The 19,898-nt window shown below is 72.5% G+C and carries 15 protein-coding genes and 1 tRNA gene; 5 read left to right on the forward strand and 11 right to left on the reverse strand.

Annotated features, from left to right (window positions below):
* Positions 1-16: 16 nt before the first annotated feature.
* Positions 17-2,140 carry a transcription termination factor Rho gene (gene rho / locus O7612_RS24610; protein ID WP_282267716.1) on the reverse strand — a complete coding sequence of 708 codons (2,124 nt, stop codon included), beginning with the start codon at positions 2,138-2,140 and terminating at the stop codon, positions 17-19.
* Positions 2,141-2,435: 295 nt separating this feature from the next.
* The gene (thrB, locus tag O7612_RS24615; protein ID WP_282267717.1) at positions 2,436-3,380 is read right to left on the reverse strand and encodes a homoserine kinase; all 945 of its coding nucleotides are present in this window, start codon (positions 3,378-3,380) and stop codon (positions 2,436-2,438) included.
* 106 nt (positions 3,381-3,486) lie between these two features.
* Here thrB and O7612_RS24620 point away from each other — a divergent pair, with 106 nt between their 5' ends.
* The gene (locus O7612_RS24620; RefSeq protein ID WP_282267720.1) at positions 3,487-4,056 is read left to right on the forward strand and encodes a hypothetical protein; all 570 of its coding nucleotides are present in this window, start codon (positions 3,487-3,489) and stop codon (positions 4,054-4,056) included.
* 14 nt (positions 4,057-4,070) lie between these two features.
* Here O7612_RS24620 and O7612_RS24625 read toward each other — a convergent pair whose 3' ends face one another.
* From O7612_RS24625 to argS, 7 genes are all read right to left on the reverse strand, one after another.
* The gene (locus tag O7612_RS24625; RefSeq protein ID WP_282267722.1) at positions 4,071-5,315 is read right to left on the reverse strand and encodes an MFS transporter; all 1,245 of its coding nucleotides are present in this window, start codon (positions 5,313-5,315) and stop codon (positions 4,071-4,073) included.
* Positions 5,316-5,326: 11 nt separating this feature from the next.
* A complete protein-coding gene (locus O7612_RS24630) occupies positions 5,327-6,169 on the reverse strand; it encodes a polysaccharide deacetylase family protein (RefSeq protein ID WP_282267724.1) in 843 nt (280 codons plus the stop codon).
* Between the two features lie 145 nt (positions 6,170-6,314).
* The gene (locus tag O7612_RS24635; RefSeq protein ID WP_282267726.1) at positions 6,315-9,587 is read right to left on the reverse strand and encodes an efflux RND transporter permease subunit; all 3,273 of its coding nucleotides are present in this window, start codon (positions 9,585-9,587) and stop codon (positions 6,315-6,317) included.
* A gap of 146 nt (positions 9,588-9,733) precedes the next feature.
* Complete coding sequence (thrC, locus tag O7612_RS24640; RefSeq protein WP_282267728.1) at positions 9,734-10,783, reverse strand: threonine synthase; 1,050 nt, start codon at positions 10,781-10,783, stop codon at positions 9,734-9,736.
* Between the two features lie 114 nt (positions 10,784-10,897).
* Positions 10,898-12,211, reverse strand: a complete 1,314-nt coding sequence (locus tag O7612_RS24645) for a homoserine dehydrogenase (protein ID WP_282274040.1) — start codon at positions 12,209-12,211, stop codon at positions 10,898-10,900.
* Between the two features lie 8 nt (positions 12,212-12,219).
* The gene (gene lysA, locus O7612_RS24650; protein WP_282267730.1) at positions 12,220-13,605 is read right to left on the reverse strand and encodes a diaminopimelate decarboxylase; all 1,386 of its coding nucleotides are present in this window, start codon (positions 13,603-13,605) and stop codon (positions 12,220-12,222) included.
* A gap of 88 nt (positions 13,606-13,693) precedes the next feature.
* Complete coding sequence (argS, locus tag O7612_RS24655) at positions 13,694-15,358, reverse strand: arginine--tRNA ligase (protein WP_282267732.1); 1,665 nt, start codon at positions 15,356-15,358, stop codon at positions 13,694-13,696.
* A 98-nt stretch (positions 15,359-15,456) separates the two neighbouring features.
* Here argS and O7612_RS24660 point away from each other — a divergent pair, with 98 nt between their 5' ends.
* The 4 genes from O7612_RS24660 to O7612_RS24675 all read left to right on the forward strand — a co-directional run bounded on the left by O7612_RS24660 (position 15,457) and on the right by O7612_RS24675 (position 18,172).
* On the forward strand, positions 15,457-16,272 hold the full coding sequence (locus O7612_RS24660; protein ID WP_282267734.1) for a DUF3105 domain-containing protein: 816 nt from the start codon (positions 15,457-15,459) through the stop codon (positions 16,270-16,272).
* 10 nt (positions 16,273-16,282) lie between these two features.
* Positions 16,283-16,951, forward strand: a complete 669-nt coding sequence (locus O7612_RS24665) for a DUF305 domain-containing protein (RefSeq protein ID WP_282267736.1) — start codon at positions 16,283-16,285, stop codon at positions 16,949-16,951.
* Between the two features lie 240 nt (positions 16,952-17,191).
* Positions 17,192-17,887, forward strand: coding sequence for a winged helix-turn-helix domain-containing protein (locus O7612_RS24670; protein WP_282267738.1), 696 nt, complete (start codon positions 17,192-17,194; stop codon positions 17,885-17,887).
* A gap of 210 nt (positions 17,888-18,097) precedes the next feature.
* A tRNA-Arg gene (locus tag O7612_RS24675) sits at positions 18,098-18,172 on the forward strand.
* Between the two features lie 136 nt (positions 18,173-18,308).
* Here the strand turns inward: O7612_RS24675 and O7612_RS24680 are convergent.
* Together O7612_RS24680 and O7612_RS24685 are read right to left on the reverse strand one after the other, a co-directional pair.
* Entirely contained in the window at positions 18,309-19,445 is a 1,137-nt protein-coding gene (locus O7612_RS24680) for an integrase (RefSeq protein ID WP_282267740.1), read from the reverse strand.
* 227 nt (positions 19,446-19,672) lie between these two features.
* Positions 19,673-19,870, reverse strand: a complete 198-nt coding sequence (locus tag O7612_RS24685; RefSeq protein ID WP_282267742.1) for a helix-turn-helix domain-containing protein — start codon at positions 19,868-19,870, stop codon at positions 19,673-19,675.
* Between the last annotated feature and the right edge of the window lie 28 nt (positions 19,871-19,898).

A 19,898-nucleotide genomic window follows, 5' to 3' on the forward strand; every position in this document is an offset into this window, starting at 1 on the left:
CACCCGGGTGAGGTGATCACTCTCCCGGTGTCGACTTGGCGATCTGCATCAGGAACTCGATGTTGGTGCGGGACTGCTTGAGTCGGTCGATCAGCAGGTCCAGCGCCGCCTGCGAATCCAGCGAGTGCAGCACCTTGCGGAGCTTGTGGATGATCGCCAGCTCCTCCGGCGCGAACAGGACCTCCTCCTTGCGCGTGCCGGAGGGGTTGATGTCGATCGCCGGGAAGACCCGCTTGTCGGCGATCTTCCGGTCCAGCTTCAGCTCGGCGTTACCGGTGCCCTTGAACTCCTCGAAGATGACCGTGTCCGCCATGGACCCGGTCTCCACCAGCGCGGTGGCGAGGATGGTCAGCGAGCCGCCGTTCTCGATGTTGCGGGCCGCGCCCAGGAACCGCTTCGGCGGGTAGAGCGCCGTGGAGTCGATACCACCGGACATGATCCGGCCGGAGGCCGGTGCCGCCAGGTTGTACGACCGACCGAGCCGGGTCACCGAGTCGAGCAGGACGACCACGTCGTGACCCAGCTCGACGAGGCGCTTGGCCCGCTCGATCGCCAACTCGGCGATCGTGGTGTGGTCCTGCGGCGGGCGGTCGAACGTGGCCGCGATGACCTCGCCCTTCACCGACCGCTGCATGTCGGTGACCTCTTCGGGCCGCTCGTCCACCAGCACCACCATCAGGTGGCACTCCGGGTTGTTCCGGGTGATGGCGTTCGCGATGGCCTGGAGCACCATCGTCTTGCCCGCCTTGGGCGGGGACACGATCAACGCCCGCTGCCCCTTGCCGATGGGCATCACCAGGTCGATCACCCGGGTGGTGAGGATGTGCGGCTCGGTCTCCAGCCGCAGCCGTTCCTGCGGGTAGAGCGGCGTGAGCTTGTAGAACTCCGGCCGGCGGCGGGCCTCCTCCGGCTCCATGCCGTTGATGGTGTCCAGCCGGACCAGCGGGTTGTACTTGTCCCGCCGCTGGTCGCCACTGCCGCCGCTGTCCCGGGCGGCCCGGACGGCACCGGTGATCGCGTCACCCCGGCGCAGGCCGTGCTTCTTGATCTGGGACATCGAGACGTAGACATCGTTCGGGCCGGCCAGGTAGCCGGTGGTCCGGACGAAGGCGTAGTTGTCGAGCACGTCGATGATGCCGGCGACCGGGACCAGCACGTCGTCCTCGCCGACCTGCGGTTCGCGGCCACCACCGTTGTCGCTGCCGCCCTCGACGCGGTCGCCCCGACCACGCCGACGGTCCCGGAACCGGCTGCGCCGGCCCCGCCGGCCGCCACCCTCGCCGTCGTCGTCCGAGTCGTCCCGGTTGTCGCGGTTGTCGCGCTGACCCCGGTCGTTGACGCGGTCACCCCGGTCGCCACGGTCGGAGCGCTCGGCCCGGTCGTTACGGTCGGACCGGTCGTTGCGGTCGGACCGCTCGCCGCGCTCGCCACGGTCGGACCGCTCGTTGCCGGCCCGCTCGGCCCGGTCACCGCCGGCCCGCTCGTTGCCGGCCCGGTCACCGCCGGCCCGCTCGTTGCCGGTACGACCGGCCCGGTCGCCGTCCGTCCGCTCGGCACGGTCGCCGCGCTCGGCACCGGCCCGCTCGCCACGCTCGGCCCGGTCGACGCCGGCCCGGTCACCGCCGGCCCGCTCGCCACGGTCCCGACCGCCGCGCCCCTCGGCCCGCTCGGGGCGCTCGCCGGTCTCGGCCGGCGGCTCCTCGGCACGGGCCTCGACGGGCCGCGTCTCGGCGACCGGCCGCGCCTCGGCGGTGCTGGCCCGGCTGCGCCGGGTCCTGGGCCGACTCTCGGTCTCGCCGGTGGCGGCAGGGGTCGCCGCCGGCTCGGTCACCCGCTCCGGGGTGACCTCGGCGCGCACCTCCTCCCGGACGGGGGCAGCCGCAGCGGCCACCTCGGCCCGCGGTCGAGGGGTGCCGGTCGCGGCGCCGCCCTGCTGCCGCTCGGAGATCGCGCTGATCAACTCGCCCTTACGCATGCGAGCCGTCCCGGAGATGCCGAGCGACGCGGCCAGGCTCTGCAGCTCCGGCAGCAGCATCGCCGACAGGCCGGTGCCGCTGCGCCGACGGCGGGCGGGGGCGGCGGTGGTGGCATCGCCAGCGACGTTGGAAACATCCGACGTCACGTCGGTGGTGTCGCTCAATGGATTCCTTCCCTCGATAGGCCGGGACTGCCCGGGATCGACAAGCAAGGTGGCCGGGCGGCCTCGGTGCACCCGCCTCGCATGACGCGTCGCGGGAGTCTGTGGCACAGCAGCCGGGCGGTTTCCCGACTCACCAACGTCGGTGAGCAGGTCTCGCCGTCTGCGGCGACCTGCGGAAACTGCGGTGCGGCGTGGGCCTTTGGCAGGGGTGACGGGCTGACCGCCGAGAGCTTCGGGGTGCGCCGACCCGCAGAGAGATCGCGTGCTTCGCGGCTGTGCTGAGTCTAGAGCGTAATCAACTCTTCCGACCTGCGGCAACAGGGTCCCGCTCGGCGTGTCCAAGTCTACCCCGTACGACGGTCGCCCCGCGCACCTCTACCGGCAACCGCCAGACTTCCCATTCTGTTCCCGGGGTGAACCCCTCGGGCGGCGCGTCGAACGCCAGCACGGTCGGCCCCGCCCCACTGACCACGGCGGCCACACCGGCCGCACGCAGCTCACCGACCAGGGCCGCGGTCGCCGGCATTCCTGCCGCGCGGTAATCCTGGTGCAGCCGGTCGACGGTGGCCGGCAGCAGCAACGCCGGCTCGGTGGTCAACGCGTGCACCAGCAACGCCGACCGGCCCGCGTTCAACGCCGCGTCCGGATGCGGCACCGTCGACGGCAGCGCCGCCCGCGCGGTGGCCGTCAGCCCCCGCCCGGCCGGCACGAGGACCGTGGGCCGCACCCCGGCCGCGACCGGCAGCGAGACCGCCCGCCCGCCGGACGGCTCGGTCCAGGCGATGGTGAACCCGCCCAGCAGACAGGGGGCGACGTTGTCCGGGTGCCCCTCGATCTCGGCCGCCAACCGGAGCACCGCGTCGTCGTCGAGCCGTCGCCCGCCGTCGGTGACCAACGCGCGGGCCAGCAGCACCCCGGCCACGATCGCCGCCGAGGAGGAACCCAGGCCGCGGGCCTGCGGGATCCGGTTGACGCAGTCCAGCGCCAGGCCCGGTGGCTGACCGCCGAGCTGGTCGAAGGCGGCCCGCATGGCGACCACCACCAGGTGCCGGTCGTCCGGCGGCAACTCACCGGCGCCCTCGCCGGTGACCGTCACCCGGACCCCGGCCGGGACCACCTCGGCGGCCACGTCGTCGTGCAGGGCGAGGGCCAGCCCGAGGGCGTCGAACCCGGGGCCCAGGTTGGCGCTGGTCGCGGGCACCCGCACCCGCACCGGCCCGGAGGCGAAAGTCGTCGGCACCGACCCATGCTAGGACCAGGGGCCGACGTCGCGCCCGCTCGCCCGGACGGTGGGACTGGATCAGCTCGGTTAGCCTGACGCCGACCCACCCCGGTCGGGAGGACGGATGGACATGTTCAGTTACCGGCTCACCCAGTTGCTGGGCCACCTGCCCGTGCTGCTGACCCTGCTCGGCGTCCTGGTGCTCGCCGCCACCGCCCGCCGCCGGCTACCGGGGCGGGCCAGGTCGTTGCTGATCGCCGGGGCCGCCGTCCTGCTGATGCTGGAACTGCTCGGCGCCGCCTGGCTGGCCGCCCTGCCGGAGCTGGTCCGGTCGCGTTCCCTCTCCGGCGGGATGCGGCAGTTCGAGCTGATGAACCTGACCGTCAACGTGGTCCGCTGGCTCGGCTACCCCGTCGGCCTGGGACTGGTCGTCGCCGCCGTGTTCGTCGACCGCGCCGCTACCCCCGCGCCCGACCGGCCGTGGGGTGCCTGGACGCCCCCGGCCGGAGCCACCGCCGCCGGTCCGCCGCCCGGCCACACCGCGGGTCCGCCGCCCGGCCACACCGCGGGTCCGCCGCCCGGCCACACCGCCGGCCACCCGGCCCCCGGCCCGGTGCCGCCGGGCCAGGCCGCCGGCTGGGGCGGGAGCGACCGGCCGCCGGCCGTACCGCCGCAGGTCGACCGCGCCGACTGAGCCCCGTCCGGTGGTCAGCGGGCGGGCAACGGATCCGTACCGGTGACCGGGTCGGTGAGCGAGAGCCGGCGGGTCGCGACCCGCCAACCGACCGCGTACACCAGGGTGACCAGGCCACAGCCGGCCAGCACCAGCCGCTCGTCCACCCGGTCGACCACACCGGCGACCACCAGCTGGCTGACCGAGATCGCCAGGGTCGCCAGCATCATGTCGGTGGCGAACACCCGGCCTCGCAGCCGGTCCGGCACCTCACCCTGGAGAGCGAAGTTCGACAGCACCCAGTTACTGCCACCGCCGAAGTGGGCCACGAAGACCAGCACCACCACCAGCGGGAACCAGGGCGTCACCGCCGTGCCCAGATAGGCCAGCCCGTACAGCGACATCGACAGCGCCAGGCCGGGCAGCAGCCAGGCCCGGTTGGTCAGCACCCGACGCATCAGGATCGGTCCGACCAGCGCCCCCGCCCCACGCGCCGCGAAGAGCAGCCCGGTGCCGACCGGACCCACCCCGTACAGGGCGGCCAGCAGGGGGAAGACGGTCAGCACGCCGTTGCCCAGCCCCACCGCCGACTTCACCGTCACCAGCGCCAGCACCCTCGGCCGGTGCCGGATGTGGCCTAACGCCTCGCCGATCGCCGCCCAGGTGCGCGGCATCGACCGACCGGGTTCCCGGGCCGCCTGCAACGGGCGACGGATCCGCGCGGCCAGGCCCGCCGCCAGCACCAGGCCGACCGCCCCCACCCAGAAGCAGGCGTACGGCCCGACCGCCGCGCTCAACACGCCGCCGAGGGACGCGCCGACCACCGTCATCGTCCCCCAGGCGGACCCGGCCACGGCATTGCCCGCGGCCAGGTCGGCGGGGTCGAGCACGTTGGGCAGGGCGGCCTGCGCCGACGGCGAGTAGAACGCCTTGCCCACCGCCACCAGGCTGATCGCCACCATGGCCAGCCAGGCCGTACCGGCGCTCCGGACGCCGAGCAGCAGCAGCACGCCGAGCAGCGTCAGCCCGTTGGCGGCCATCATGACCTTCCGGCGGTCGAACCGGTCGGCGACGGTCCCGGTGTACGGCAGCAGCAACGCCAGCACGCCGGTGTCCAGCGCCAGCACCAGAGCGCCCCACACCCCGCTGCCGGTCAGCTCCGGCAACAGCACCAGCAGCGGCACCATGACGAACCAGTCGGCACCGAAGACGACCAGCTCAGCGAGGAAGAGGTTGCGGAAGTCCCGGTTGCGGACCAGGACCGAGAGCGGAGAGGACACGTGCCCGGACCCTACCCGCCGGGTCGGGGGCCGGTCGGGTGACCCAGGAGCTGGGAGACCGTGACGAAGGTGTAGCCGCGGGACCGCAGCCCGGTGATCATCGCGTCCAGGCCGCGCAACGCCACCTGCCGGTTCGCCGAACCCGCGTCGTGGGCCAGCAGGATGGTGCCCGGCACCACGTCGGCCACGATCCGCCGGGCGTGGCCGGCCGGGTCGTCCGGGAACTCGCCCTCGACCATCTGCAACGACCAGAGCACGATGCGGTAGTCGAGGCGTACGGCGGCGTGCAGCACCCCGCCGCCCAGGTGCCCGTACGGCGGCCGGGCCAGCCGGGGCGGCACCCCGGTGACCTCGGCGATGGCGTCGTGCGAGCGGCGCAGGTCGTCGTGCACGGCGGCGGCGGCCAGCCTGGCCAGGTCCCGGTGCCGCCAACTGTGGTTGCCGACCTCGTGCCGGGCCAGCCGACCCCGGATCAGGTCGGCGTGCCGGCGTACCCGGCTACCGACCAGGAAGAAGGTCGCCGGCACCGCGTACCGGTCGAGGGTGTCCAGCACCGTGGGCGTCCACTGCGGCAGCGGCCCGTCGTCGAAGGTGAGCGCGACCAGCCGCTCGGTGGTCGGTACGTGCCAGACCACCTGGAGCCCGCCCGAGCCGACGTCCTGCCGCCGGTTGCCGACGGTGGCGCTGGCCGGGCCGGTGGACAACGGCAGGTGCCGGTCGGCGAGCCAGGTGCCCTGCGACATCCCGGCGGCCCCCAGGGCGACGCCCCCGGCCAGCAGCGCCCCGCCGCCCAGCACCCGCCGCCGGCTCCACCGTCCGCCGTCGGGACCGGCCGGCCCCGCCTCGCGCGTCATCACCCAGGGTGGGACGACGATGACGGAAAGTCGATATCCACGGCCTGACCGTACCCGCCGATAGGCCCGATGTCCCGACCCCGACGCGACGCGCCCCCGGCCGGGGACACCCGGACCGGGGGCGCGGCACGCGCGACGGCGGAGGTTACTCGGCCGGCGGGAGCGGCGACCGGCGGCTCTTCGGCAGCCGCAGCACCTCGAACTGGTCGGTGCCGTCCACCAGCGCCGCGGAGGGGGCCGGGCGGTCCGGTGCCTCGGCCGACGCCCCGGCGGCCGGGGCACCCACCGGGACCGGGACCTCGGCGTCCCGGTCGTCGGGGGTGCCGGTCGGGTCACCGTCGGCGGGGGTGTCGCCCCGCCGGGCGGCCCGCCGGGCCCGCAGCGACTCCTTGGTGCGCTCCACCATCGTGTAGAGGGTCGGCACCAGGACCAGGGTGAGCAGGGTGGAGCTGAGCAGGCCGCCGATCACCACCACCGCGAGCGGCTGGGAGATGAAGCCACCCTCCCCGGTGAGCCCGAGGGCCATCGGCAGCAACGCGAAGATGGTGGCCACCGCGGTCATCAGGATCGGTCGCAGACGCCGCCGACCGCCCTCGACCACCGCCTCGGTGACGCCCATCCCCTGCGCCCGGTACTGGTTGACCAGATCCAGCAGCACGATCGCGTTGGTGACCACGATGCCGACCAGCATGAGCACGCCGATCAGCGCCGGCACACCCAGCGGCGTCCCGGTGACCAGCAGCAGTCCGATCGCGCCGGTCGCGGCGAACGGGATGGAGATGAGCAGGATCAGCGCCTGGGTGATGCTCCGGAACGTCGCCACCATGATCAGGAAGACGATCGCGATCGCCGCCAGCACGGCCAGGCCGAGGTCGCCGAAGGCGTCCTCCTGCTGGGCGCTGGCCCCGCCCACGGCGACCGTCGCCCCCGGCACGTCCACGTCGGCCAGCCGCTTCTTGAGTTCGGCGGTGGTCGCGCCGAGGTTGGAACCGGTGGCCGTCCCGGTCACCGACACGCTGCGCTCACCGTCGATCCGGGTGACCTGCTGCGGCCCCTCCCCCCGGGTCACGTCGGCGATGTCGTCCAGCTTCACCGGGCCCACCGGCAGCGCCCGCAACTGTTCCTCGGTCGCCGGCGGGGTGGCCGTGCTCCGCAGCACCACGTCCTGCTGACCGCCGTCGAGCGTCACCCGGCCCAGCGGGCTGCCCCGGTACGCCTGCGACACCAGCTGCCCGACCGCCGCCTCGCTGAGCCCCACCCGGGCCGCGGCCAACCGGTCGACGGTGACGTCGACCCGGGGCACCCGCTCGGACAGGCTGGTGGCCACGTCCTCCACCCCGGACATGCCGGCCATCGCGGCCCGGACCTGCTCGGCGGCCCGGTTCAGGGTGTCGGTGTCGGCGGCCTGGACGACCACCTCCAACTGGTTGCCCGAGGTGGCGCCCTGCCCGGTGCCGAAACTCAGCTCACCGGCGGAGGCACCGAGCCGGTCGAACTCCCGGCGCAGGACCTGCCTCATCTCCTTGGCGTCGGTGTCGCCGTCGAGCGCCACCGACCACTGGGCGGTGTTGTTGCCGCCGCCGGCCAGCCACGGCTGGTCGCTGCCACCCGCGCTCACCTGGTACGACTCGACCCCGTCGGTACGCCCCAGCACCCCCTCCACCAGGCGGGCCGCCTGGTCGGTGGCGGCCAGCCCCGCCCCGGCCGGCAGCTTCTGGCTGATGTTGAGGGTGTCCTGGCCGGAGTCGTCCAGGAAGTTGGTCTCCAGCTTCTGGGCCAGCCCGAACGTGCCGAACAGCAGCAGGATGCCCACCGCCACGGTGATCCACCGGGTCCGGCGGCTCCGGGTGGCGAACCCGATCGCCGGCAGGTACGCCCGCTGCAACGGGCTGCGCAGCTCCTTGGCCTCGGCGGCCCGGCGCACCGCCTCGTCCGCCCCGTCGCGCGGCGGCTTGAGGAACCAGTACGCCAGCACCGGGATCACCGTCAGCGACACCAGCAGCGAGGCGAGCAGGGCCACCGTGACGGTGATCGCGAAGGGCGCGAAGAGCTGCCCGACGAAGCCACCCACCAGGGCGATCGGCGCGAACACCGCCACCGTGGTGAGGGTCGACGCGGTGACCGCCCCGGCCACCTCTCGGACGGCGGTGACGATGGCGTCCCGTTTCGGCTCGCCGTACTCCAGGTGGCGTTTGATGTTCTCCAACACCACGATCGAGTCGTCGACCACCCGGCCGACCGCGATGGTCAACGCGCCCAGGGTGAGCAGGTTGAGCGAGTAGTCGCCGATCCAGAGGGCGAGCAGCGCCACCACCACCGACAGCGGGATGGAGACCGCGGTGACCAGGGTGGACCGGACCGACAGCAGGAAGACCAGGATCACCACGACCGCCATCAGCAGGCCGAGCAGACCCTCGGTGGTCAGGCTCTCGATCGACTTCTCCACGAACGGGGCCTGGTCGAACACGATGGTCAGCTCGGCACCGGAGGCGGACCGCAGGTCGTCGAGCCGGTCCCGGATGTCGTGCGAGACGCGCACGGCGTTGCCGTCCTGGGCGGCCGTGACCTGGATCCCGATGCTGTCCTTGCCGTTGGTGCGGGTGATCGCGGTGGCCGGGGCGAGCTGCTGCTCCACGGTCGCCACGTCGCCGAGCCGGACCGGCGGGGCCTTCGGCGCGGTCGGGGTGAGCGCGATGCCGCGCAACTGGTCGAGGGTGGTGACCGGGGCTCCCACCTGCACCGGCAGCGTGCTGGTGCCGTCGACGACCGCGCCGGCCGGGACGGCGATGCCGTTGGTCTTCAGCGCGGTGGCGATCGCGGCCGGGTTCAGCTTCGCGGCGGCGAACTTCGCCGGGTCCGGCACGATCGTCACGACCTGCTCGCGGGTGCCGGTCACGGCGACCGTGCGGACGCCGTCGATCCCCTCCAGCTCGGGTACGACGGTGGCGCGCAGCCGCTCGGCGAGCGCCTGCTCGTCACCGCCACCGGTGGCGGCCAGCACCACCGCCGGCAGGTCGTCGGTGCTGCCGGTGAGGACCTGCGGGTCGACGTCGGCCGGGAGCTGGGCGTCGACCCGGCTCAGCGCGGTCTGCATCTTGTTGGCCGCGTCGTCGATGTCGGTGCCGAAGGCGAACTCCACCGCGATCGTCGCCGACCCCTCGCGCGAGGTGGAGGTGACCTTCTCCAGCCCGGCGATGCCCTGGAGGCTGTTCTCGATCGGCTCGGTGACCTGCGCCTCGACGATCTCCGGCGACGCGCCCGGGTAGACCGCGACGACGAACGCCCCGGGGAACTCCAGCGACGGCAGGAGCTGCTGCTTGAGCGAGGGGACGGTGAACGCCCCGAACGCCGCGGTCACCACCGCGATGAGGGCGACGAGCCCCCGGTTGGCGAGGCTTGATCTGGCGAGCAGCGACATCGGCGTGGCTCACTCCTGGGAGAGGGGACAGGCGTAGGAAAGTCTGCCCGATCCGGTCTCCCCCACCCGTAACGGGGTGGTCACCCGCCGGCCGGGCGACGGGAACGGCACGCCGGCCGGCACCGCCGCCCGGGTCGGGACCGGGATCAGGCCAGGTCGAGGGAGCGGGCGGCGGTCAGGGCGTCGTTGGCGATGGTGATCGGGGCGGGCGCGGTGGAGATCGCCCACTCCGGGTCCTTCAGGCCGTGGCCGGTGACCGTGCAGACCACCGTCGCCCCGGCGGGCACCCGGCCCTCGGCACCCTGCTGGAGCAGACCGGCCACGCTGGCCGCGCTGCCCAGCTCGACGAAGACGCCCACCTCCCGGGCCAGCAGCCGGTAGGCGGCGAGGATCTCCCGGTCGGTCACCGCGGCGATCAGCCCCTGCGAGGCGTCCCGGGCGTCGAGCGCCTTGGTCCAGCTCGCCGGGTTGCCGATCCGGATGGCGGTGGCGATGGTCGACGGCTCCGGCACCACCTGGCCGCTGACGATCGGGGCCGCCCCGGCGGCCTGGAAGCCGTACATCCTGGGGGCGCGGGTGGCGTTGCCGTCCCGCAGGTCCTCCGAGTAGCCCATCCAGTAGGCGGAGATGTTGCCGGCGTTGCCGACCGGCAGGCAGTGGATGTCGGGGGCGTCGCCGAGCGCCTCGACGATCTCGAAGGCGGCCGTCTTCTGGCCGTGCAGCCGGTCCGGGTTGACCGAGTTGACCAGGGCCACCGGGAAGTCCTGGGCGAGCTTCGAGGCCAGCGCGAGGCAGTCGTCGAAGTTGCCCTGCACCTGGAGCAGCTTGGCCCCGTGCACCAGCGCCTGGGCCAGCTTGCCCAGCGCGATCTTGCCCTGCGGCACCAGGACCGCGCAGGTGATCCCGGCGCGGGCCGCGTACGCGGCGGCGGAGGCGCTGGTGTTGCCGGTGGAGGCGCAGATGATCGCCTTGTCGCCGGCCTCGACGGCCTTGGAGACGGCGACCGTCATGCCCCGGTCCTTGAACGACCCGGTCGGGTTGGCCCCCTCGACCTTCAGGTAGACGTCGGCGCCGAGCCGGGCGGAGAGCGCCGGCGCGGGCAGCAGCGGGGTGTTCCCCTCGTGCAGGGTGACCACGGGCGTGGCGTCGGTGACCGGCAGCCGGTCCCGGTACGTCTCGATCAGGCCCCGCCACATGTCGCTCTCCTCGCCTCTGCCGCCCCGGCCGTGCCGGAGACCCTGCCAGCCTGGACCAGCCTCGCCGACCGGCCCCCGGCACACCCACTGGTAACCATCAGGCGAGACGCCGGGTCACGCGCCGCCCTCGACCCGCAGCACGCTGGCCACCGAGCGGACGATGTCCAGCCCGCGCAGCTCGCGTACCGTCGCGGCGAGCGCGGCGTCCGGGGCGACGTGGGTGACGATCACCAGGTCGGCGTCCTCGCCGCGCCCGGCCGGACCGCCGCCGGCCGGTCCCTGCCGGACGGTGGCGATGGAGACGTCGTGCCGGGCGAACACCCCGGCCACCGCCTGGAGCACACCCGGGCGGTCGACCACGTCGAGGCTGATGTGGTAGCGGGTCAGCGCCTCGCCCATCGGCCGGACCGACAGGTCGGCGTAGGCGGACTCGCTGGCCGCGTACGCCCCGGCGAGCCGGTTGCGGGCCACCGCCACCACGTCGCCGAGGACCGCGCTGGCGGTCGGCGCCCCGCCCGCCCCCCGGCCGTAGAACATCAACTGCCCGGCCGCCTCGGCCTCGACGAAGACCGCGTTGAACGCGTCGCCGACGCTGGCCAGCGGGTGGGTCAGCGGGATCATCGCGGGGTGCACCCGGACGCTGACCGTCTCCCCACCGGCCGCGTCGGTGCCCCGGGCGGCGATGCAGAGCAGCTTGATGGTGCAGCCCATCGCCTTGGCGCTGGCCATGTCGGCGACGGTGACCTCGGTGATGCCCTCGCGGTGCACGTCGGCGGCGGTGACCCGGGTGTGGAAGGCGAGCGAGGCCAGGATGGCGGCCTTGGCGGCGGCGTCGAAGCCCTCCACGTCGGCGGTCGGGTCGGCCTCGGCGTACCCCAGCTCGGTCGCCTCGTCCAGCGCCTCGGCGAAGCCGGCGCCGGTGGCGTCCATCGCGGAGAGGATGAAGTTGGTGGTGCCGTTGACGATGCCGGTGACCCGGTTGATCCGGTCGCCGTGCAGCGACTCGCGCAGCGGGCGCAGCAGCGGGATCGCCCCGGCCACGGACGCCTCGTAGTAGAGGTCGGCCCCGCCCTCGGCCGCCGCGTCGTGCAGGGCCGCCCCGTCCTCGGCGAGCAGCGCCTTGTTGGCGGTGACCACGCTCTTACCGGCGCGTAGCGCCTCCACCAGCCAGCTCCGCGCCGGCTCGATGCCGCCGACCACCTCGACGACCACGTCCACGTCGTCGCGTTTGATCAGGCCGAGCGGGTCGGTGGTGAACAGCGCCGGGTCGACGGGGAGGTCACCCCGGTCCCGGCCGACCCGGCGGACGGCGATACCGGCGATCTCCAGCGGAGCGCCGATCCGGGCGGCCAGGTCGGCGGCCTGCGTGTGCAGCAGCCGGACCACCTCGCTGCCCACCGTTCCACAGCCGAGCAGGGCCAAGCGCACAGGTGACGTCATCCCACATCCAAGGCGAGCAGGTCTTCTTCGGTTTCCCGTCGAACGATCAGCCGGGCTCGGCCGTCACGCACCGCGACCACCGGGGGGCGGGGCACGTGGTTGTAGTTGCTGGCCATGCTGCGGCAGTACGCCCCCGTGCCGGGGACCGCGACAAGATCTCCGGGCTGCACGTCGGCGGGCAGGAATTCATCCTTCACCACGATGTCCCCGGACTCACAGTGCTTTCCCACCACGCGGGCCAGCAGCGGCTCGGCGGTCGAGGCCCGGTCGGCCAGCGTCGCCGAGTAGGACGCGTCGTAGAGGGCGGTCCGGATGTTGTCGCTCATCCCGCCGTCCACGCTGACGTACGTCCGCAGCCCGTCGACGTCCTTGACGGTGCCGACCGTGTACAGGGTGAACACGGCGGGGCCGACGATGGCCCGGCCCGGCTCGATCGACAGGTGCGGAACGGACAGGTTCTCCGCCGCGCACTCCGAGTCGACGATCTTGCGGAGCCGCTTGGCCAGCTCGTCCGGGGTGGCCGGGTCGTCCTGGGTGGTGTACGCGATGCCGAAGCCGCCGCCCAGGTCCAGCTCGGGCAGCTCCACCCCGCGCGCGTCGCGGATCTGCGCCTGGAGGGCGAGCACCCGGCGGGCGGAGACCTCGAAACCGCTGGTGTCGAAGATCTGCGAGCCGATGTGCGAGTGCAGCCCGCGCAGGTCCAGCACACCTTCGTCGATGACCCGGAAGGCCGCCGCGGCGGCGGCCCCGCCGGCCAGCGAGAAGCCGAACTTCTGGTCCTCGTGGGCGGTGGCGATGAACTCGTGGGTGTGCGCCTCCACCCCGACGGTGACCCGGATCAGCACGCCGGGGCGGACCCCGCGCTCCCGGGCCAGCGCGGTCAGCCGGTCGATCTCGGTGAACGAGTCGAGGATGATCCGGCCCACCCCGGCATCCAGCGCCCGGGTCAGCTCGGCGACCGACTTGTTGTTGCCGTGGAAGCCGATCCGTTCCGCCGGCATCCCGGCCGACAGCGCGGTGGCCAGCTCGCCCCCGGAGCAGACGTCCAGGTGCAGCCCCTCCTCGGCGATCATCCGGACCACCGCCCGGCAGAGGAACGCCTTGCCGGCGTAGTAGACGTCCACGTCGGGGAAGGCGGCCCGGAAGTCCCGGGCGCGCGAGCGCAGGTCGTCCTCGTCGAGGACGTACGCCGGGGTGCCGTACCCGGCCGCCAGCTCGCGGACGTCGAGCCCCGCGACGGTCAGCGCGCCGTCCGCGCCGCGCTCCACCTGGCGGGGCCAGAGCTGCGGGACCAGGGCGTTGACGTCGGCCGGGGGCCGCAGCCAGCCCGGACCCCGGTCCCCGATGTCGCCGTGCATCGCACCGGCTTCGTGGGCGCGCATCAGCGACCGCCGCCCCGGGGCCGCGGCGACCGCCGGCCCACGCCGTCGACCTGCGGACGCAGGCCCGTTCCTCGGGTACGCATCAGGGCTACATCCTCTCCGGAGCGGAGACGCCGAGCAGGCGCAGCCCGTTGGCGATCACCGTGCGGGTGGCGTCGTTGAGCCAGAGCCGGGCCCGGTGCAGGTCGGTGACCTCCTCGTCGCCACGCGGCAGGATCCGGCAGTTGTCGTAGAACCGGTGGTACGCCCCGGCCAGGTCCTCCAGGTAGCGGGCCACCCGGTGCGGTTCGCGCAGCTCGGCGGCGGCGGCGACCACGGCGGGGAACTCGGCGAGCGCCTTGAGCAGCTCGTTCTCCTTGTCGTGGTCGAGCAACCCGGGGTCGAACCCGGCCCCGTCGCCCCGGTCCAGGCCGACCTCGGCGGCGTTGCGGCCGACGCTGGCCGTCCGGGCGGCGACGTACTGCACGTAGTAGACCGGGTTGTCGCGGGTGGCCCGGGTCCACAGCTCCACGTCGATGTCGATCGGCGAGTCGCTGGAGTAACGGGCCAGCGCGTAGCGGGCCGCGTCCACCCCGATCGCGTCGACCAGGTCCTCCAGGGTGACCACGGTGCCGGCCCGCTTGCTCATCCGTACCGGCACGCCGTCGCGGACCAGGTTGACCAGCTGGCCGATGAGGATCTCCAGGTTGACCGCCGGGTCGTCGCCGAAGCAGGCGGACATCGCCTTCATCCGTCCGAGGTAGCCGTGGTGGTCGGCGCCCAGCATGATCACGACCCGCTCGAAGCCGCGCTCCCGCTTGTCCAGGTAGTAGGCGCAGTCGGCGGCGAAGTAGGTCCACTCGCCGTTGGACTTGCGCAGCACCCGGTCCTTGTCGTCACCGAAGTCGGTGGTGCGCAGCCAGGTCGCCCCGTCGGCCTCGTAGAGGTGGCCCTGCGTGCGCAACCGGTCCAGGGCCAGGTCCAGCTCACCCCGGTCGTGCAGGTCCTTCTCGTTGAAGTAGGTGTCGAACTCCACCCCGAAGCCGCGCAGCGACGACCTGATCTCGGCGAACATCAGCGTCACGCCCTCGACCCTGAACACCTCCTGGGCCTGCGCGTCGGGCAGGTCGAGCACGTCCGGCCGGACCGCCCGGACCTGCTCGGCGATCTCGGCGATGTACGCCCCGCCGTAGCCGTCCTCGGGGGCCGGCTCGCCCTTCGCCGCGCACAGCAGCGACCGGGCGAACCGGTCGATCTGCGACCCGGCGTCGTTGAAGTAGTACTCGGTGCCGACCTCGGCGCCGGCGGCCCGCAGCAGCCGGCTGAGCGCGTCGCCGACGGCGGCCCAGCGGACCCCGCCGATGTGCACCGGGCCGGTCGGGTTGGCCGAGACGAACTCCAGGTTGATCCGCTGGCCGGCGAGCCGGTCGCTGCGGCCGTACTCCTCGCCGGCCTCGACGATCACCCGGGCGAGCTGGCCGGCGGCGGCGGCGTCGAGCCGGATGTTGAGGAACCCGGGGCCGGCGATCTCCACCGACTTGACCCCGGTCGCCCGGCCGAGCTGCCCGGCCAGCGCGGCGGCCAGCTCCCGGGGCGGGACGCCGACCTTCTTGCTGAGCTGGAGGGCCAGCGTCGAGGCGTAGTCGCCGTGGTCGGGGTTACGCGGTCGCTCCACCGTCGTACGCCCCGGAAGCGCGGCGGGGTCGAGCCCGCGCTCGGTGAAAACGGCGTGGGCTGCGGAGAGGACGACCTCGGCGAGTTCTGCGGGAGTCACCGAACCATGTTATCGGGGGTAGACTCGGGCACTCGGCGGCGACCCTGAGCGTCACCCGGCCCGCCAGATCCCCTGACCGACCGACCTGACGAGGCACGATGAGCATCAGCACCCCGGGCGGCCCTGAGCGCCGTCCGACCGTGGTCAGCACCGGCAAGAAGCCGGCGGCGGGCCGGCCCGCGTCCGGCGCCAAGCCCGGGGCAGCCAAGTCCGCCGCACCCCGGCAGACGTCGGGCGGCAAGGGCCCCCGCAAGCCGATCACCCCGGTGAAGGTCAGCCAGGGCCGTTCCTGGGGTCCGATCGCCCTGTTCGTCGCCGTGGGTGTGCTCGCCGTCTCGATCATCGGCTACGGCGCGTACGCGGCCTTCCAGGGTTCCAAGTCGTGGGAGCAGCGGGCCGCCGACATCGACGGCATCGTCGACTTCCGGGAGAAGGACCCCAAGCTCGTCCAGGGCGGTCAGCACCAGCAGGGCGCGATCAAGTACGACGTCCTCCCGCCGGTCGCCGGTCCGCACAACCCGGCCTGGCAGAACTGCATGGGTGACGTCTACGACGCCCCGATCGCCAACGAGCACGCGGTGCACAGCCTGGAGCACGGCACCGTCTGGATCACCTACCGCCCCGACCTGCCGGCCGACCAGGTCAGCAAGCTCCGGAGCAAGGTGCAGGGCGTGGAGAAGGCGATGCTCAGCCCGTTCGAGGGGCTGGACAAGCCGATCTCGCTCCAGGCGTGGGGCTACCAGCTCAAGGTCGACAACGCCGACGACGGCCGGATCGACGAGTTCATCAAGACGCTGCGGGTGAACGCCTCGGTCGAGGGTCCGAACGCCAACTGCGGCCAGGGCATCACGGCCACCGGCACGGCCCCGCGCGACAACGTCCCGCAGCAACAGCAGCAGCCCCCCACCCAGTGAGGACGTGGCGATGACCGCCTCCGTGACGACCAGCACCCCGTCGGCCGAGCCCTCGGTCACCGGTTCCGGTGACCGGCGGCCCGCCGGCCGCTACGGCGTGCTCGCCCTGGCCGCCGCCGTCGTGGTCGGCCTCCTCCTCGGGTACGCCGGCGGCCTGCTGACCCCGACGTTGACCCGGCCGGGCGACGACTCCGCGGAGGCGGGCTTCGCCCGGGACATGACCACCCACCACGCCCAGGCGGTGGAGATGGGGCTGATCGCCTTCGACCGGGGCACCGACCCGGAGGTACGCCAGATCGGCGGCGACATCGCCACCGGCCAGCAGGGCGAGATCGGCACCATGCAGACCTGGCTGCGGTCGTGGGGGCTCGACCCGACCGGCGACCAGCCCCGGATGGCCTGGATGCCGGACGGCACCGGCAAGATCGAAAACGGTCTGATGCCGGGCATGGCGACCCCGGAGGAGATGGCGAAGCTGCGCGTCGCCCAGGGGCGTGAGCTGGACGTCCTCTTCCTCCAGATGATGATCAAGCATCACCTCGGCGGCATCCACATGATCCAGGGCATCCTCGACGCCGGTGGCGAGGACGACGTCCTCACGGTGGCGCAGACCATGAAGAACACCCAGCAGACCGACCTGACCAACCTGCAGAACGCCCTGAAGCGCCTGGGCGGCTGACCCCACCTCCGCGCGCCGGCAGGCCCGCGTCCCGCTCCGGCGGACGCGGGCCTGCGCGCGTCCGCGGGCCTGCCCCAGACCTTCCCCGCGCCCTCCCCCGGAGTCGGCACGCACACCCTGACACCTTATGAGAGTTATGGGTGTTTTGCGTTTTTAGCGTGCGTCACACCTTTGAAGACCTAAGAGAATTTTCTACCTACATATCGTGACCAGTTGTGATTCGTGCTCGTTGCGCAGGACGTGGGGGTTGCACTCAGAGACGCGCGGCGCTCGGTCACCAGTTGGTGCCGACGCCACACCATCGGCGGTGACGGAGCGGTGGCAGCCGCCCGTCGCGGACACCGGCAGGGCGAGTCGGGAGCGCTCAGCCGGGAACAGGAACTCGAACTGATCGACGTCCTGCGGGGCGTCCACCCCGACGAGTTCGGGCTGGACGAGGAGCTGTGGACGCGGCAGAGCCTGGCCGCGCTGATCCAGCGCCGCTTCGACCTGACGATCGACGCCGGCACGGTCGGGGCCTACCTGCGGGCCTGGGGGCTCGGCCCCCGGGAGCCGCGCGAACGGGCCTGCGGGCTCTGCGTCGGCGCGGTCGAGCGCTGGGTACGCGGCGAGTACCCGGCCATCACCCGGGCCGCCCAGGAGCACGACGCGGAGGTCTACTGGATCGGCCGGGTACGCCTGCGGGGCACCATGCCGGCCGCCGAGGTTATCTCGGCGGTGTCCTCCCGGGGCCGGGTCCGGTTCATGGTGACCACACCGAGCGTGGACCCGCCGCTGCCCCGCGACTTCGTGTTCCGGCTCAGCGGTGCCGACCAGCACCCGGTGCACCTGATCGTGGACGGCTCCTGGCCCCGCAACGAATGGCCCCGCCGGCTCCCCCGGCGCATCGCCCTGCACCCGCTGCCGAGCTGCGGTCGCGCCCTGGCCGCCGCCTGACCACCCGGCCGCCCGCGCCGGTCGGCCCGGCGTGGCCGACACCCGCACCGGGCCGACCGGTACGGGCGGTGACCGATCCGGCCGGCCCCACCGACGGTCGTCGCGGGCGGCCCGCTGCCATGATCACGCAGGTCAGCGGGATGCGCCGGTGGGAGCCGGGTGGCGATTCGGTGATCCCGGAGGGGTTTGCTACTCTTCTCAGGTCGCTGAGCCCCCGTAGCTCAGGGGATAGAGCACCGCCCTCCGGAGGCGGGGGCGCAGGTTCGAATCCTGCCGGGGGCACCACGGACGACCAGCACGAGAAGGCCGCTGACCAGGGGAAACCCGATCAGCGGCCTTCGTCGTGTGTACGGCCATGTCCGGCCGTCAGCGGCCCGTGGCGGGTGTCTGTGCCACCGGCGTGCCACCGTTTGCGGTGCGGTCAGTCGTGGCCGAGTGCCCGCTCGATGCGCTGCCTGAGAGCTGCGTCACCGCCGTCCAGGCACTTGGCATAGATCCTGAGCAGCACCTCTACCGACTGTCCGGCCCACTCGGCTACCTGGGTCGGCGGCACTCCCCCGTTGAGCCAGGTCGACACGGCCGCGTGCCGCAGGTCGTACGGCGTGCGGGCCAGCGGCGAGGCTTTCGCCTCCGGGGTGAACGTGGCCGCTCGCGCCCACCGCCACACGCGGTTGATCGTCCCCTTCGGTAGTTCCTCCTTGTTGCGCTCTCCTACGAACAGCCGTCCGTTCGGTCCGTAGCCGAACAGCTCGACGTGGGCGTTGATGATCGCGGTCAGCTCGGGCGGACTCGGAACGGTCCGGGTTTCCCCTCGTGCACGCTGCTTGAGTTGACGGCTGTCGCGGTTCTTCCCGCTGTCGGTCCATTCACGTCCGGCGTGTGGGTCCGCTCCGTCGAGCGTGAATTCCCCCCACCCTTTTTCGGGCAGGTGAAGGTTCGGCTTGGCGAGCCGAACAGCTTCCTCCGGACGCAGGGCCGAGTAGTACAGGCAGGCGTAGAACGCGACCATACGCGGACCGATCCGACCCTGCTCCCTCACGCTTTTCAGTAGGGTCCGCACCTGAACCGGGTTAGCTACCGACCGTCGGTCGATCGTCGTGACGGTCTTCGGCGGCTTCCATTTCAACTGCGGCAGCGGATTTACGGGCAGCAGCCGCTTTTCTACCGCGTATTCGATCGCGGTATTGAATATCTTCCGGCGACGGCTGATAACACTTGGCGCTGCGGGTGCGCCGTCGAGTCTCACGGTGAGTCCGTCCAGCACGGGGCGTAGCACATCGGGACGACTGAGGCTGGCTACGTCCCGGCTGTTCCGCTTCACCCATTCGAGCGTGGTCCGAACCTGCTCAGGTATCTCCTCGCTGGCGCGGCGGGTGGTGTTGAAGGCCCAGCGTCCCAGCGCGTAGCGGATCACCTTGCCGTCCGGGCGGCCCCGGGCGTTCTTCAGCATGAGCACCGTCAACGCCGTCAGCGCCTCCGCGTGGGTGCGCCTGGTCGTAGCAGCCACATGCGGCCACTTCATATCCGCGAAGGAACACGCCAGGTCATACCACGACATGACCGCACCCTTGCGTCGCGTCGAGATCGGAAGTCCCGACTCGACATCGAACGCTTCACCCTTCCGGGAAGCCGTCACCAATTCGGAACGGAAGCTTTCTGCGAGAGCTTTCGTCCTGAACACCTTTTTACGTGGCTGACCGGCAACCCCCCAACGGACACGGTAGGTGCACCCCCGCTTTCCCGCGTAGGTTTCGATTGACCATATACGTATGTCATAGGTAGTGCTCAAGCGGCCTCCTCGCACAGGGACTCAAGCCAGGATTCGTAGTCGCTTCGTTCGATTCGAATCTCTCCGTTCGGCAGCTTCCGGGCCGGCGGACCCTTCCGCTTTGCCCGCCAGTCATAGAAGGTGGATCGACTGATTCCGAGGTCATCGCATACATCGGCAATGGTGAGATGGCGGGCAGGGCGAGGGCTTTTCACAGACGGCTGTCCTTCCTCGGGGTGGCGT

Origin of the sequence: Micromonospora sp. WMMD987 (genome assembly GCF_029581435.1) — a bacterium.
In the GTDB taxonomy this organism is placed as follows: Bacteria; Actinomycetota; Actinomycetes; order Mycobacteriales; family Micromonosporaceae; genus Micromonospora; species Micromonospora rifamycinica.